The organism is Opacimonas viscosa (assembly GCF_024199005.1).
GTDB classification, from domain to species: domain Bacteria; phylum Pseudomonadota; class Gammaproteobacteria; order Enterobacterales; family Alteromonadaceae; genus Opacimonas; species Opacimonas viscosa.
This window is the reverse complement of record NZ_JANATA010000016.1, coordinates 16,917-31,628: the sequence shown is the minus strand read 5'-3', so window position 1 is coordinate 31,628 and position 14,712 is coordinate 16,917. Positions and strand designations below refer to the sequence as shown.

The following is a 14,712-nucleotide window of genomic DNA, read 5'->3' as shown; positions in this document are numbered from 1 at the left end:
TTTTAGTTTGTTTGAGTCAAACTAATCCTATCTTTTAGTCTACAGGAATAGTGATGCAAGAATTTGATTACATTTGTCTCGGCGGTGGTAGTGGCGGTATAGCTTCAGCGAATAGAGCGGCCAAGCACGGCAAAAAAGTGGCTTTAATTGAAGCTAAAGCGATTGGCGGCACCTGCGTCAACGTGGGCTGTGTCCCCAAAAAAGCAATGTGGTTTGGCGCTCAAGTTGCCGAAGCCATTCATCTATACGCTCCGGATTATGGGTTTGACGTTTCGGTTAATGCATTTTCTTGGGCCAAATTAGTCGAGTCGCGTAATGCATACATCGACCGCATCCACCAGTCGTATGACCGCGTTTTAGGTGGTAATGGAATCACTGTTATTAACGGTTTTGGACGCTTTATCAGTAACCATATCATCGAAGTTAATGGTGAACAAATTACTGCGCCACACATCACCATAGCCACTGGTGGTTATCCTATCATTCCTGACATTCCTGGTGCTGAGCACGGGATCACGTCTGACGGTTTCTTTGACCTAGCAGAGCAGCCAAAACGTGTCGTCGTTGTGGGTGCGGGTTATATTGGTGTTGAATTGGCTGGTGTAATGAGCGCATTAGGTAGCGAAACAAAACTGATTATACGTACAGACAAACCATTGCGTAACTTTGACCCCATGCTATCAGAGAGTCTCGTTGAAATGATGGCACAACATGGCCCTGAATTAATTACACATAGTAATGTCACTCACGTTGAAAAAGACCATGCAGGTACCTTACATATCACTTTAGACACCGGTACTACTCTTGCTGCAGACGCTTTAGTTTGGGCCATTGGTCGTGCTCCTGCAACGCATACGATTGGTTTAGATAATACGGATGTCAACTTAACTGAGCGTGGCTTCATCTCAGTCGATGAACAACAAAACACGACTGCTTCTGGTATTTACGCCGTGGGTGATAATATTGGTAAAGTTGATCTGACTCCTGTTGCAGTGAAAGCAGGTCGCTTGCTCAGTGAACGTTTATTCAATGGTCAACATGATGCCAAAATGGATTACTCATTAATCCCAACGGTCGTCTTCTCGCACCCGCCTATCGGTACAATGGGCTTAAGTCAGCCAGAAGCAGAAGCGGAGTATGGTGCAGAAAACGTAACAGTTTACAATTCTAGCTTTGGCGCTATGTATACAGCTTTAACTAGTCATCGTCAGCTGACTAAAATGAAACTCATCTGTGTGGGAACGGACCAAAAAGTAGTGGGTATACACGGTATTGGTCATGGCATGGATGAAATTCTGCAAGGCTTTGGTGTCGCAATAAAAATGGGCGCAACTAAGGCTGATTTTGATGCGTGCGTCGCTATCCACCCAACATCAGGTGAGGAATTTGTCACCTTAACCTGATGCCAGACAGCCCGTATTAAACAAATAATACTGACTAGCCTCTACATTTATATATGTAGAGGCTTTTTTATACCACATAATTTCTGGTGAGTTCCTTAGACCCCACCGTCAAATTTTGTCCCTGCCAATTGTGCTTTGTTATCTCTTTGAGTAATATGCAAGAACGACAACACACCCGTATCTTGGAATAACAATATGCATAAAAACACCAAGCATTTTCTGAACGTCATTGGCTTAGCAACGACCTTAGCTTTGAGTACCCAGCCAGTTAATGCCGCAGCAGAAAAAGAACAACAAAATATAACGACTCCAGATTACACCGAGTGGGATGTATTGAACCCACCTTATGAACGTGAAACCGTTACCATTGAAACCAATGAACTAACTTGGGCGAGCTTAGATATTTCGCCTGACGATAAGACTATTGTATTTGATGCCTTGGGCGATATATTTACGGTATCTGCCGATGGTGGAACTGCAACCCCTCTGACACAAGACTACGCTTGGAATATTCAACCTCAGTACAGCCCTGATGGACAGCATATTGCTTTTATTTCTGACCGCGATGGTTTATCCAACGTCTGGGTTATGAAAGCTGACGGCACAGAACTTCGTCAGGTCACTGATGAAAACAACAACCTAATCCATGCCCCAAGATGGACAGCTGATGGTCAGTACATCATGGTGACTAAGGGTATTATGTCTAGCCGGAGTATTCCAGCGGGTGAGATATGGATGTACCACATTTCAGGTGGTGATGGTTTACAAATCCAAAAACGCAAAAACGGTAAAAAAGACCAAAAAAACATTTCAGACCCTGCATTTTCACCAGATGGTAAATACATATATTTTACCCAAGACGTCACCAGTGGTTTTCGCTTCTCATACAACCGTGACCCTCTAAAAGGTACGTTTGCAATTACCCGTATGGACCGCGAAACTGGAGAAACTGAACGTTTTGTATCTGGCGTAGGTGGTGCAGTTGTGCCAACGCCATCTCCAGATGGTAAGCATTTAGCGTTTGTACGTCGAATTCGCGAAAAAACGGCGTTATTTATTAAAGACCTAGAGACAGGTTTAGAAAAACCAATCTTTACTGGCCTCGAACGCGACATGCAGGAAGGTTTTGGTACCGAAGGATATTTTTCTTACTTTGATTGGACGTCTGATAGCCAACACATCGTATTTTGGACTGGTGGTAAGTTACATAAAATCAATGTGGCAGACCAATCTTTGCAAACACTTGATATTGCGTTGACGACGAAAGTACAACACGCAAAAGCAGCACGCTCTGCTTATGATGTTGCTCCTGATAAATTCGATGTCAAAATGATTCGTTGGGCCCAAAAATCTCCTGACGGTAAAAAAGCATTGTTCCAAGCATTAGGCAAACTATATATACGCGACCTAAAATCTGGTAAAACCAAGCGTTTGACGAAGCAAAATGAACATGACGAGTATTATCCGCGTTTTTCTAATGATGGGAAATCTATTGTTTATACGACTTGGGATGACCAAGAGTTAGGTCATGTTCGCCAAGCGTCTGTACGTTCCGGAAAAAGCGAAATATTAACACAAACGGCCGGTCATTATATTGAACCTGCCTTCTCACCTGATGGTTCGTTAATCACCTATCGCAAATTTACCGGAGGGTACTTACTGGATCCTAAAAACTCAACCGAACCAGGTATCTATGTGCTCAATGTGAAAAATAAGACGAGCGAACGTATTAGTCCTTCTGGTATGCAACCGCATTTTGCTGGCAGTAATGAGCGCGTTTATTTCACTGCTTATGTCTCAGGAACGCCATACACCGAAACAGAGTTGGTCAGTGTGGACTTAGCAGGCAAAGAACGCAGAGCTCATGCTTATGGGGCTGACAAAGTCAGTGAATACCGTTTGTCGCATGATAAAAAATGGTTGGCTTTTGTTTATCAGTACAACACCTATGTGATTCCATTTGTCGAAAATGGTAAACGCATCACTATTGGACCCAATATGGCTTCTTTACCTGTCACGCAATTATCAGCGAACGCAGGAGAATATCTCAATTGGGCACCTGATAATGCCTCTTTAACCTGGTCACATGGCCCTGCTGTATATGAACAAAGCTTAGCAGAGGCATTTGCTTTTGTAGCTAACTTAGGCAGCTCTGATGCTACCAATGCCGAACCGATTACCCAAGGCCTGAACTTGAGCTTTAGCGTCAACAGCAAAAAAGCCTCTGGTTACACAGCCCTCGTTGGCGGAACAGTTGTGACCATGCGCGATGCAGACAACAAACAAGAAGTACTGACCAACGCCGTCGTCTTAGTCAAAGACAATATTATTGAAGCAGTAGGCCCTGCAGATGCCATTACTATTCCTGAAGGTGCTTATGTCTTAGATGTCAGCGGTAAAACGATTGTGCCTGGTTTGGTCGATGCACATGCCCATGGTTCACAAGGTCGAAATGAAATTATTCCTGAGCAAAACTGGATCCAGTTCTCTAACTTAGCGTTTGGTGTGACTACGATTCATGACCCTTCAAATGACACTACCGAAGTCTTTGCTGCAGCGGAGTTACAACGTGCCGGTGAGCGTGTCGGGCCTCGGGTTTACTCGACAGGAACTATCTTGTACGGGGCCGAGGGGATCGGTTACAAAGCGATTATCAATGATTACGATGATGCATATTTTCATGTTAAACGCTTAAAAGAACAGGGCGCCATTTCAGTTAAATCTTATAACCAGCCGCGTCGTGACCAGCGTCAATGGGTACTCAAAGCTGCTAAAGAGCTGGGTATGATGGTGATGCCTGAGGGCGGCGGTAAATTCCAACAAAATATGAGTATGATCGTTGATGGGCATACGGTGTTAGAGCACTCCTTACCGATTGCTCGAGGTTACGATGATGTATCACAACTGTGGTCGGCTACGGATGTCGGTTATACCCCAACATTTGTTGTATCGTATGGGGGGTTAATGGGAGAGGAATACTGGTATGACAGAACGAATGTTTGGGAAAATGAACGTTTATTACGTTATACCCCACATACGCTCTTGGACCGCCGTTCAGTCCGTCGTCCAACCGCACCAGATGAACAATACAACCACTTCTCTGTTGCCGAATATGCCAAGTCATTACGTGATAAAGGTGTTCGTGTACATATCGGCCCACATGGCCAACGTGAAGGTTTAGCTGCCCATTGGGAAATGTGGATTATGCATCAAGGAGGATTTACGCCTTGGGAAGCACTCCGAGGTGCAACAATCGATGGTGCGATATCATTAGGAATGGATGCGCAAATTGGCAGTATTGAAGTAGGTAAAATTGCTGATATTGCAGTGATTGACGGCGCTGTACTCAGTGATCTAAAACGCAGTGAATATGTCACACATACCATGATCAATGGACGTTTATTTGCGTCTGATAGTATGACTGAACTCAATGGTGATTTTACTGCTGAACCCTTCTTCTTCAAAGCAGCAAATGGGGCATTTATGCCAGAAGCAACTGAAAAAGCCGTTCATGAAAAAGCGGAGCACTTCCACTGGAGTCATTAAACGTCCATGGGGATAATTGATCATTAGACTAAGTCACAAATGGCTTAGTCTAATGCACCAATGTTTAACCGTTTGTTCAACTAAAAAGCGTTCTGCATTTTTTCCTTGTAATAGAGCCATAGTTGACAGTAAACCAGCCTGAGTACAATTATCTCCTGCTACCGTAACAGAAGCAGGTGCATCGATGATTGGCTGACCTGTTTTAGGATCCAGTACATGAGAGTAACGTACACCATCTTTTAATAAAAAACGATTCGCATCACCACTTGTCGCGAGACCGCCTTGAGCTATTTGCACTAATACATCCGTGTCTTTTTGTGGGTCGGGGTGCGCCACGCCGACCTGCCAATATGCAGAATGCAGCCTCGGCCTTGAGACCGCAATATCTCCTCCATAATTGACCAAAACAGATATTTCAGGTGCCAACGCTAAAGCCTTATTGGCACACCTATCAACCGCATATTCTTTGGCTATTCCACCAAAATCTAGTGCCATACCTGCTGGGATCGTGATCGATGTTTGATCGAAATTTAGCTTACTAAAACCGACTAAACTCAATAATTCCTCGACGTCTTTTTTATCCGCGAGACAATCTGAGCCGTCAAAAGACCAAACCTTGCCCAAGATACCTGAAGTAATGTCAAAATATCCTTCACTCAACTCATAACACGTTTTTGCCAAATTCAGTAATTGATATGTTTCTGTATCGATATCCACTCTTGCACTTTGTGCATGATTGATTTGATAAACAATATTATCTGTACGATATCTTGAATACTTTTTTTCAATCCTCAAACATTCGGTATACAAACTTTCAATAATCTGACCAGCGATTCTCTTGTCAGTACTATCAACCAAAATTTCACAATCAGATGCCATAGCAAAAAAACGGCCAGCGATGTGACCATTTTTTTGCTCGATCGTAAGCTCAACAGGCATTAGAAAGAATAATTAAACTGTAAAACCATAGCTTTTATACTAGGGTACAAATCTTGTTGTTGTAATGCTTCAGGTTCCGCAAAGCCTGCATTTTGGGGATTTTGTTGGTAATACTCCAAACGTACAGCCCAAGCATCCCCGTTCGCGCGTTTCTGACCATACTTGATACCTAGGGTATATGCCGTCATTTCACCCAAACGGTAATCAGCACTCGCATATTCAGGTAACGCTTCATTTGCTAATAAAAAAGGTCGATAAAACTCTGCTGCTCCTTGGCGATAATAACGGAAATGCGGTTGTAGATAACCACTTTCACCAACATTAAAGCGCAATCGTGATTCAACAGTATGCGATTTGATATCCCAATCATCTTGCATATACCGATAGCTGACATCCACTACACCATTATTCATCGCATACTTAGTTTGCCAAAATATATTATGTTTAGTTCGTGTGTCAGGACGCTCTTCAAACACTATGTCTTGGGTGACACCGGTGGTATCAACCACGCTAAGTAGTTTATATGGATCGTTTAAATAACCATCAGCTACGGATAAACCATAATTCACTTGCATGATCGTGCGACGGTTTAATACTTGAGTAAGGCCGACTAAAACGTCTAATGTATTTTTATCCGCAGATTTTTCACGCGATTGGTACTGAGTTGTAAAAGCGCTATCGTAAAATTCATCAGAGTTTTCTGACTCACTTTGCTCGTCATCGTCATCATAATCAGAATAAGGACGCATTGGCATACTACTTAGACCAATGGGTTTACCTCCTACCGGATCAATTTGATCATACTGAAACGATGAACCAACAGATAAAGTAGTATTTTTTTGATTAAAATCAAAGGACAAATTGCCATTCAGTCCGGCTGAAAAATAATCATATTCTTTAGATATATGCACACCTACACCGCCGGCAATACCTGAACTAAATGGTTGTGCCCAATTCGCATTTAACTGCACTCGGCTATCTCTAAATGTATCATCAAGCGGTGTAGTATTCGCAGCTACCTGGTAGCCACCTTTACCTGATGGACGTGAGAAAGTTTGCACAGCATCTTGTGCGACAGCCCCTGTTGCCGATGCACCAGTCAGACCATCATAGGTAATCTTGCCATTAAAAATATGGTCATCACCAAAGTCTTTCGTGGCACTTACGACACCTTCAACCAAACTCACGCGATCCGTTTCACCATAATATAAAATCGCAGTATCAAACTGCCACTCCCCGCTCGTCGTCGGCGCTGCATGAGTTTGGGCAGAGCCTAGGAGTACACAAGTAGCTGTCGCAAGTTGAGCTGCAATGTTTGTTTTTTTAGTTAATTGCATCCACAACCTCCGCCCGCAAAACCGCGACCACCAGAGGTAGCTTCTTTACTAAAGTAAATATGATCATCCAAAGATAAGTCAACACCTTCAGCATTTAAGGCCATCTCTTCTTTGGCTAACAAATCACGTTCCCACGGTTGCACACCTAAACTTGCACAACCTACAACTTGGCTAACAACTATCGTGATTAAGGCTAATTTCATCTTGTTTTTCATCTTTTCTCCTGCATCAATCCAGTGATTTTAGGTTATTATTCTGCGAGTAACGCACTAATCTGTGCTTCATAGCGGGCTTGCTTCGCTTGGAAAAAACCAGCATGAGCCACGCGAATAACGCCATTTTTATCAATAAGATAGCTACTAGGCATACCGAGTAATTGATACTTTTCAGCAATCGAGCCACTCGGGTTATATTCAATATGAAACGCTGCGGGTAGCTCCGCTAAAAACTGTTTGGCTAACTCAGGCTCTTGATCCAAATTGATAGCGATAATGACCAAGTCTTCTTTCTTATATTTGCTATGCATCGCATTCATCCATGGAAACGAACGACGGCATGGGACGCACCAAGAAGCCCAAAAGTCGAGATAAACCACTTTTCCTCTCAAATCGCTCAACGCGTTAATATCCTTGTGGTCTATTTTTATGTTGGTCATTGGAAAGTCAGGAGCTTCATCAGCACTTGACCGCGTGAAAGCGTTTGCAAAATTTGCGGTACTAACTAAAAGGGCAAGTAGTAAAATAAAGCGCATGAATTTCTATCTATCGTGTTAATTTACAAACACGATAACAATGCAATATTAAGAGAAACTTAAACAACCAGATAATGTGTTGAAATACTGAAAAAGTCAGTGATAAAGGAAGTATATTTTCGTTTTTAGAATTTATACTCTAAAGCGGCTCGTAAAGTATGGTCTTTGCTGTCTCCATTTAAGCCTGAGATAAATGCGACCTCCCACTTTAAACGTCGACGTGGTGAAAAACGAGCTTCCCCCATTAAGCTAGGACCTAGCCCCAAAAAATTTCGGTCGGTATATAGTTCAATCGCCGGCTGTAACGAAGGACGCAGACGATAACGCCATTTCATTCGCAGTTCTGCTTCTGTATTATTTTTTCGAGAACGGTCTGTGCCCCATAAATATTTCACGATGAAATTGGTTGTCAGACTCGTCCTATCCCACTGCTTTTCATTTAATAGACCAATGCTAGCTTCCCACTCATTGCTTTTATGGGTTTTCTCGACCTCTAACAGCATGCCCCAATCCACCCAATACTGCCCCTGTTCAGTTAGCATCCAGCGAAATTCCAGCTCATAAGCAGCCATCGAGAAATCCCCATTTTGATCCCTTTCGCCAACAATAAAGACCTCCGAGATTAGATTTTCACTTAACGCATGGCCAAACGCAACACGTTGTAATAAATCATTGCCAGAAGAGTTTTGACGTGACATAAAACGCCACTCAACATCTTTTTCAAAAGGAAGTACATAAGGATGATAAACCTTATCAACAACATCATCTGCATACGTTAGAAATGATAAAAGTAGCGTGAATACCAACCCTATCGATTGTTTCATTGTTCTTTATCCCTGTGGACATGAACTACCGTTTCAGTGCGAGCGGTAGGGTTCGAAAAAAACCTGAAAGAAATTATCAATACAATGATATAGACCAGCGCATACTGACCGCTTATTGTACTTTTATAGCCCCAAAATATATTGAATAATGTGCCGATTATGGAGTCATCCGTCGCTGGTGAACCTAACAGGTGTATGTTCTTATATTCGACAATGATATTTATCTGGGCGAGTAAGTCGACGGATTGACTTAATAAACCTGCACAGAAAAAAGCAGTTAACAAACGGCTCCAAATATCCGCGCTGTTTACTAAGACTAATTCCAATAAAATATGTACAGACCAAGCAATCATCAATCCAACCACACACCCCAATATTGTTGTGTAAAAAAACGTTGCTGAGTCCCAATATCCTTTGAGATACAAAGCGAGCTCAACTAAAGCGCTGGTAAACCATGTTATGCTGATAAGACAAATACATAGGTTGATATATCTTTGAGCAAGTGTTGTTTTCGCCGAGTACATAAGCAATCCCCAACCTATAATTAACCCCAGTATTTTACTTATCTCAATGCCGAAGCCGTTAAATGCATTAGCTAACAAAGGGTAACAGAACAGACCTAACGAGACGCTTATGAGTAAACTGGGAAGTACATAAGTGAGAGTGGAGACAGTCACTTTGTTAATTTTAGCAAAGTAAACTTGTACTAAAAATAGTGGTAAAAGTGTATCTATCATCAAGACAATACTATCAACAAACATCATTGCCTTCCTGTAACTTATCTAGACAGTTTATTTGTGGTTCACCAACGATTACCACCCCTCTAGCACTGGCTGGGTGGAAATCACCTGTAAATACATAACGTCCCTTAGGGAGTGGGCTTAGATAAATACGAGTGATTCTTTGAGGTAACAGGACTTTTTCTCTATTGAGGCCAAAACTACTAAACTTTTCATAGTCTGGATCATTGTTCTGAATATCTAGGATGACCTTAGTGTGCTTCGGTATAAGAATTTTACTGGGTTTGAAAAGATGATTTTCTAGTACAATATGTATGTGTATTTCTGCTGAAAATACCGAATAAACAGGTATACAACACAAAATAAGACAACACTGGACTAATCTTCGTTTCATATCATGCTATCTCTGCACCACTATTTAGGGTCGCTATGGGGAACTGAATACTTACCTCTAACCCCCCCAAGTTACTTCTTTGCAGCTGCAAACGACCATTGTGGATTTCTACTATTTGTTGAATAAGGGCAAGTCCTAAGCCAGCCCCATCAGAATCCTGCACTTGAAGACCTCTATAGAATCTCTTGGTTAATTTAGCGATATCTTGCTCGTTTAGTAAGACACCCGAATCAGCCACAATCAACTCTATATACTGATCGAAAGTATTGAGCTTAACCTCTATTTTCGAGGCTTCTTGAGTATATTTATGCGCATTATTCAGTAAATTAGACAACAACAAATCAAATAAATGAGGGGCAGTATGTAAAGAATTACATTGTAATGGGTCAAATTGAAATTCAATTTCTTGTCGCTTGGTCAATAATTTGGGGTACATATTACTAATAACACTTTGCACCTGGGGGACAACTGAATGTAAAGATAATGTGCCTTGGTACCACTGAGGATGAGTCTTAGCAAGTAACAACAATTGATTGGTTACATTGATCAAACGATCAATGTGATGTCCCAAAGGGGCTAACTCATGTTTTGTCTCGGGAAATTGTTGTATTGCATTTTCTACATTGATTTTCAATACAGCTAATGGCGTCCTTAGCTCATGTGCCACATTTCCGCTAAAGGTTTGCTCACGAGCATAACTGTCATGTAACTTGATTAACAATCCATTGGTGGTGTTGATAACGGGTGTTAACTCCCGAAAAGAGTGCTGTAGATGAATTGGTTTTAACGCTTTAAAATCAATTTGGAGTAGCTGCTCCTCTAACTCTCGTAAAGGACGAGTTGCGAAGCGCACTGCTATCAATAACGCAATCACACATAATGGAACCGCCACAATAAATGGTACAATAGAGCGACTGATTAATTCATCTGCATAAGCAAATCGTTCAACTGAATTGAAACCTACCAATACGCGCTTACCTTTATCATTAGCTACATGGAAAATACGCCAGCGGGTAAATGCGATATTTTGCTCACTAAACCCTAATGGAAATTCAGCTGTATTTTCATTGTTCGCAAAGGCACTAGCAATTTTGGTTCGCCCCTGCCAAACCTCATATAAAATCGACTCGTCTACTGTGATTTGTTCCGCCACGGCTGAAATTTCAACAGACAGTAATAGTTGAGCAAGTGTCTTGAGTTCGGCATCATAACGCTGTTCTGTATACGACAAATTAGTTTGATAAGCTTGGTACGCGGCAACACTGATAACCAACACCATAATTGCAGTAATAACTTTAGTGAGATAGGTACGCAAAGACTGCATAACATGCATCTTTAATCCAACATTTTTCATTGAATGCTATAACCTACGCCACGAATAGTGGTTATAAAATTCGGGGGTAATTTTTTTCTCAAGTTGTGAATATGCACCTCTATGGTGTTACTTGCAATCTCATCGCCCCATGCATATAGCGCCGATTCCAACTGGCTTTTTGATATAATATGCCCTATTCGCTCCAACAGAGCACGTAAAATCATATACTCTTTTTTAGCTAAAGTAACCGGTGAGTTCGCCACTGTAACAGTATGGGTTTGTGTATTTATTGTGACGCTATCTTTGGTGATAATTGCCGTTTGAGCATTGCCCAAACGACGCTCAATGACTCTCACCCTCGCCAACAATTCATCCACTGCAAATGGTTTAGCCAGATAATCGTCAGCCCCAGCATCTAGACCTTTTATTTTGTCGTCAACATTGTCCCGTGCAGTAAGAATAATAATAGGTAATGCAATTTTTTTGGCGCGAATCACTTTGAGCACCTCCAAGCCATCCATATCAGGTAAGCCCAAATCAAGTACCATGAGATCACAATCACCACTTTCAGCAGCTAAAATCGCCTCTTTGCCTTGCACAATATGGCTCACTGCATAATGCCCTAAACGAAGGCTGGTTTGTATACCTCGAGCAAGCTCTAACTCATCTTCAACTAATAAAATATGCATACTGTCTTTTATCTGGAGCAAACTATTCAGCTACCTATCTTAACAGGCTTATCTTAAATGAAACTTAATTAAGACTTAAGTTGTGTAATAAAAATTGGCTTTTCTAAAATTTTAATTAATAATTAAGTCTTTTCTTAATTGTTTAACTTAATAAGTCTGTATTCATGAATCTTACACTAAAATCGGTTGCTCAGGAACTTGGCGTTTCTACCGCAACAATATCAAACGCTTTTAATAAACCAGACCAACTCTCCGTTAAAAGAAGAGAAGAGATTTTAGCAAAGTGTGAAGAACTCGGGTATTCCGGTCCAAATAAAGCAGCTCGTTCGTTGCGTCGTGGCAAAACAGGCATTATCGCTGTGGTATTGGTTGATTCGATTCAATATGTCGTATCTGACGCTATTGCATCAACGTTTGTCAAAGGGGCATCGCGCGTATTTGAAGAACAACAGCAACAACTGCTGTTAGTGTCAGGCTCTTCCAATGACTTATCAAGCGTAAACGATTTTGTGGATGGTTATTTATGCTATGGTTCACCCACTAATGGAAATTTAGTGAATGCGCTTAAAAATTCGACCAAGCCCGTAGTAACCGTTGATTTCAACTTGGGCAACTTCCCTAGCTTAAACATCGATAATAGCGCAGCCACTCAGGTCGTAGCCCAGCAAACCTTAAAAAAAGGCGATCGCATAGCGGTAATTGGATTGCGTTTGATCGACTCCCCGGTGACATGTCGCGTGTACGACACAAAAATGTACGAACCAGAAATCTCAATTACCCGTCGACGTTTACAAGGTTATGAAACGGCATTTGCAGCAGCAGACGTTATTTTTGATTACGACCATTTATGGAGTATCCCAGAAAATATTGAGACACATGCTATGCGTGCAGCTAAAGAAGTACTCACTATCAGTCCTAGACCTAATATCGTTTATTGTATGTCAGACCTAATTGCCCTTTACTTCATCCGAGCGGCTAGAGATCAAGGATTACGTGTTCCAGAAGATATTCGAGTAGTCGGTTTTGATGGGACTAAAGAAGGTCAGCGGTATCAACCAAACTTGACCACTGTATTGCAAAACAGTGAAGAAAAAGGGGTAAAAAGTGCTGAACTACTCCTTTCCGGCAGCGCTGAAAGCATCATTTTACCCCATGATGTTATTTTTGGTGAGTCTTGCCCAAAAGCTAGTTGAGCCACTCTGCTAAGGTATAAACATCGTCACCACTGACAATCGTGGCTTGTAAATCCGTTAACGCGATCGTCAAAGTCAGTGTCTCAGTACCTTGGGTCCACGCCATGGTGTATCGATCAGCATTGAGTGCTTGGCTGTACTCACCGGCAAAACAAGCATGAGTATTACGTAGCTCACATAATTTCAACAAGGCCTGAACGACAGGTTTCTGAGCAGCCTCTTGTACTTTTTCAGGGGTCAAGTAAGGGCGATTAATATCTCGACCTACTGCGGTTTTAGCTAACAAATCCATATCATTTTCTAACGCTAATAACCCGCCATAATAGACTTGTGGTGTACCCGGTGCAAAAAACTGGATCGCACGCGCTAATAAATATTGGTAATCATCAGAGCCTAGTGCACTGTAAAAAGAGCAATTTACTTGATACAAATCGACATTAGACGCTGCTGCACCTGTTGCTTTTCGGCTTTCACCATGACTATTCTCGTGGATTTTCTCAACTAAGGTATCAATCTGTTCCGGGGTTAATAAACCTGGCTGTTCACCTTCTGCACCAACGTCAACAATACCAATACCATCGTGCGTATCCAGTACTGTAATACAGTTTTTAGGGGCCATTTCTAACCAGGTATGCAATGGTGCAAAATCTTGGTTAATCAAGCTATGCAATACTAATGGTGGCAGTGCAAAATCATAAACCAAGTCACAACGACGTGCTATTTCACATTGTATCTTGTGATATGAATGGATTTCAACCAAGCATGTCATCCCTAACTCATTGGCACGGCGTGATAAGTTCTGAATAAACTCAAACGTTTCTTCCATCATAAAACAAGAAGTACCCGCTTGCTTAATTGCATAACCTGCGGCATCTAAACGAATCAGTTTTATGTTGTTCTGTGCAAACGCTTGCAAAATACGTTCTAGATAATCTTTACCTTGCTGTGACGTCACATCTACGTCGATTTGGTTAGATGTAAACGTCGTCCAAAAATCTTCAGTTGCTCCACTATTTCCCACCGGCAGAGTCGTAAATGGTGATGTTGGGCGCGGACGATATATTTTGGCGATATCTTCTGCGCTAGCTCCTGCAGGGAATACTTTATTCTTGGTTAAAAACAAGTCCCAAAATTCAGATTGCTGGCCTTTGGCCAGGACATCTTTAAACGGGTTTGATTGGGCTGACATATGATTGACAATCATATCTGCCATTAAGTCGTAGTCTTGACCTAAAGCTTGAATATCATCCCAAGAGCCTAAACGATTATCTAATGCCGTATGATCAATCGGGTCAAAACCTGCATCTTCACCATCCATCGGATAATAAAAGGGTAAGAGATGTACCCCACCAAAAGCATTTGGGAAATTTTGCTTTAATACAGAGTGCAATGCTTGAGTATCACTACCTCCTAAGCGGTCGATGTAAGTAATTAGTTGAACTTTATTTGCGTAGGCCATAAACACTCTCTTGCGTAAAAATACATATTGTCTTAATCGATTAAGTATATGCGCCAGTTGAATCCCTGTAAACAAAAAAAAGCATCCATTAGGAAACTGGATGCTTTTTTAACATTGACTTA

The 14,712-nt window shown here is 41.7% G+C and carries 13 protein-coding genes; 3 read left to right on the top strand and 10 right to left on the bottom strand.

All coding sequences use genetic code 11. The features are described from left to right. The first annotated feature begins 53 nt into the window (after window positions 1–53). Together gorA and NLF92_RS09405 are read left to right on the top strand one after the other, a co-directional pair. Window positions 54–1,403 (top strand): glutathione-disulfide reductase, encoded by a 1,350-nt coding sequence (gene gorA, locus NLF92_RS09410; protein ID WP_254101177.1) that lies wholly within the window; start codon window positions 54–56, stop codon window positions 1,401–1,403. Window positions 1,404–1,598: 195 nt separating this feature from the next. Further along, window positions 1,599–4,949: an amidohydrolase family protein gene (locus tag NLF92_RS09405; protein WP_254101175.1), complete on the top strand. Its 3,351-nt coding sequence runs from the start codon at window positions 1,599–1,601 to the stop codon at window positions 4,947–4,949. Window positions 4,950–4,982: 33 nt separating this feature from the next. On the opposite strand, the gene NLF92_RS09400 is transcribed toward NLF92_RS09405, so the two are convergent. The 9 genes from NLF92_RS09400 to NLF92_RS09360 form a co-directional block, all read right to left on the bottom strand. Beyond that, window positions 4,983–5,888, bottom strand: coding sequence for an FAD:protein FMN transferase (locus tag NLF92_RS09400; RefSeq protein ID WP_254101173.1), 906 nt, complete (start codon window positions 5,886–5,888; stop codon window positions 4,983–4,985). Continuing rightward, window positions 5,888–7,225: a DUF3570 domain-containing protein gene (locus NLF92_RS09395; RefSeq protein ID WP_254101171.1), complete on the bottom strand. Its 1,338-nt coding sequence runs from the start codon at window positions 7,223–7,225 to the stop codon at window positions 5,888–5,890. Before NLF92_RS09395 ends, NLF92_RS09400 begins: the two co-directional genes overlap by 1 nt. Then, entirely contained in the window at window positions 7,216–7,440 is a 225-nt protein-coding gene (locus NLF92_RS09390) for a DUF4266 domain-containing protein (protein WP_254101169.1), read from the bottom strand. The genes NLF92_RS09395 and NLF92_RS09390 overlap by 10 nt, the downstream gene beginning before the upstream one ends. Before the next feature lie 35 nt (window positions 7,441–7,475). Further along, window positions 7,476–7,976, bottom strand: a complete 501-nt coding sequence (locus tag NLF92_RS09385; RefSeq protein WP_254101167.1) for a TlpA family protein disulfide reductase — start codon at window positions 7,974–7,976, stop codon at window positions 7,476–7,478. A 125-nt stretch (window positions 7,977–8,101) separates the two neighbouring features. Then, window positions 8,102–8,800, bottom strand: coding sequence for a hypothetical protein (locus tag NLF92_RS09380; protein WP_254101165.1), 699 nt, complete (start codon window positions 8,798–8,800; stop codon window positions 8,102–8,104). Further along, window positions 8,797–9,564: a hypothetical protein gene (locus NLF92_RS09375; protein WP_254101163.1), complete on the bottom strand. Its 768-nt coding sequence runs from the start codon at window positions 9,562–9,564 to the stop codon at window positions 8,797–8,799. The genes NLF92_RS09380 and NLF92_RS09375 overlap by 4 nt, the downstream gene beginning before the upstream one ends. Next, complete coding sequence (locus NLF92_RS09370) at window positions 9,551–9,934, bottom strand: cupredoxin domain-containing protein (RefSeq protein WP_254101161.1); 384 nt, start codon at window positions 9,932–9,934, stop codon at window positions 9,551–9,553. The genes NLF92_RS09375 and NLF92_RS09370 overlap by 14 nt, the downstream gene beginning before the upstream one ends. A gap of 1 nt (window position 9,935) precedes the next feature. Then, window positions 9,936–11,288: an ATP-binding protein gene (locus NLF92_RS09365; protein ID WP_254101159.1), complete on the bottom strand. Its 1,353-nt coding sequence runs from the start codon at window positions 11,286–11,288 to the stop codon at window positions 9,936–9,938. Continuing rightward, window positions 11,285–11,938 carry a response regulator gene (locus NLF92_RS09360; RefSeq protein ID WP_254101157.1) on the bottom strand — a complete coding sequence of 218 codons (654 nt, stop codon included), beginning with the start codon at window positions 11,936–11,938 and terminating at the stop codon, window positions 11,285–11,287. The genes NLF92_RS09365 and NLF92_RS09360 overlap by 4 nt, the downstream gene beginning before the upstream one ends. Window positions 11,939–12,102: 164 nt before the next feature. Here NLF92_RS09360 and NLF92_RS09355 point away from each other — a divergent pair, with 164 nt between their 5' ends. Then, window positions 12,103–13,131 (top strand): LacI family DNA-binding transcriptional regulator, encoded by a 1,029-nt coding sequence (locus NLF92_RS09355; RefSeq protein WP_254101155.1) that lies wholly within the window; start codon window positions 12,103–12,105, stop codon window positions 13,129–13,131. On the opposite strand, the gene gtfA is transcribed toward NLF92_RS09355, so the two are convergent. Further along, on the bottom strand, window positions 13,124–14,590 hold the full coding sequence (gene gtfA / locus NLF92_RS09350; RefSeq protein WP_254101153.1) for a sucrose phosphorylase: 1,467 nt from the start codon (window positions 14,588–14,590) through the stop codon (window positions 13,124–13,126). The two genes, NLF92_RS09355 and gtfA, sit on opposite strands and share 8 nt — an antisense overlap. Window positions 14,591–14,712: the final 122 nt, after the last annotated feature.

Excerpts from the sequence above, each read along its gene's own strand:
- gorA (WP_254101177.1), top strand. The coding sequence starts at position 54 with ATGCAAGAATTTGATTACATTTGTCTCGGCGGTGGTAGTGGCGGTATA.
- NLF92_RS09405 (WP_254101175.1), top strand. The coding sequence starts at position 1,599 with ATGCATAAAAACACCAAGCATTTTCTGAACGTCATTGGCTTAGCAACG.
- NLF92_RS09400 (WP_254101173.1), bottom strand. The coding sequence starts at position 5,888 with ATGCCTGTTGAGCTTACGATCGAGCAAAAAAATGGTCACATCGCTGGC.
- NLF92_RS09395 (WP_254101171.1), bottom strand. The coding sequence starts at position 7,225 with ATGCAATTAACTAAAAAAACAAACATTGCAGCTCAACTTGCGACAGCT.
- NLF92_RS09390 (WP_254101169.1), bottom strand. The coding sequence starts at position 7,440 with ATGAAAAACAAGATGAAATTAGCCTTAATCACGATAGTTGTTAGCCAA.
- NLF92_RS09385 (WP_254101167.1), bottom strand. The coding sequence starts at position 7,976 with ATGCGCTTTATTTTACTACTTGCCCTTTTAGTTAGTACCGCAAATTTT.
- NLF92_RS09380 (WP_254101165.1), bottom strand. The coding sequence starts at position 8,800 with ATGAAACAATCGATAGGGTTGGTATTCACGCTACTTTTATCATTTCTA.
- NLF92_RS09375 (WP_254101163.1), bottom strand. The coding sequence starts at position 9,564 with ATGATGTTTGTTGATAGTATTGTCTTGATGATAGATACACTTTTACCA.
- NLF92_RS09370 (WP_254101161.1), bottom strand. The coding sequence starts at position 9,934 with ATGAAACGAAGATTAGTCCAGTGTTGTCTTATTTTGTGTTGTATACCT.
- NLF92_RS09365 (WP_254101159.1), bottom strand. The coding sequence starts at position 11,288 with ATGAAAAATGTTGGATTAAAGATGCATGTTATGCAGTCTTTGCGTACC.
- NLF92_RS09360 (WP_254101157.1), bottom strand. The coding sequence starts at position 11,938 with ATGCATATTTTATTAGTTGAAGATGAGTTAGAGCTTGCTCGAGGTATA.
- NLF92_RS09355 (WP_254101155.1), top strand. The coding sequence starts at position 12,103 with ATGAATCTTACACTAAAATCGGTTGCTCAGGAACTTGGCGTTTCTACC.
- gtfA (WP_254101153.1), bottom strand. The coding sequence starts at position 14,590 with ATGGCCTACGCAAATAAAGTTCAACTAATTACTTACATCGACCGCTTA.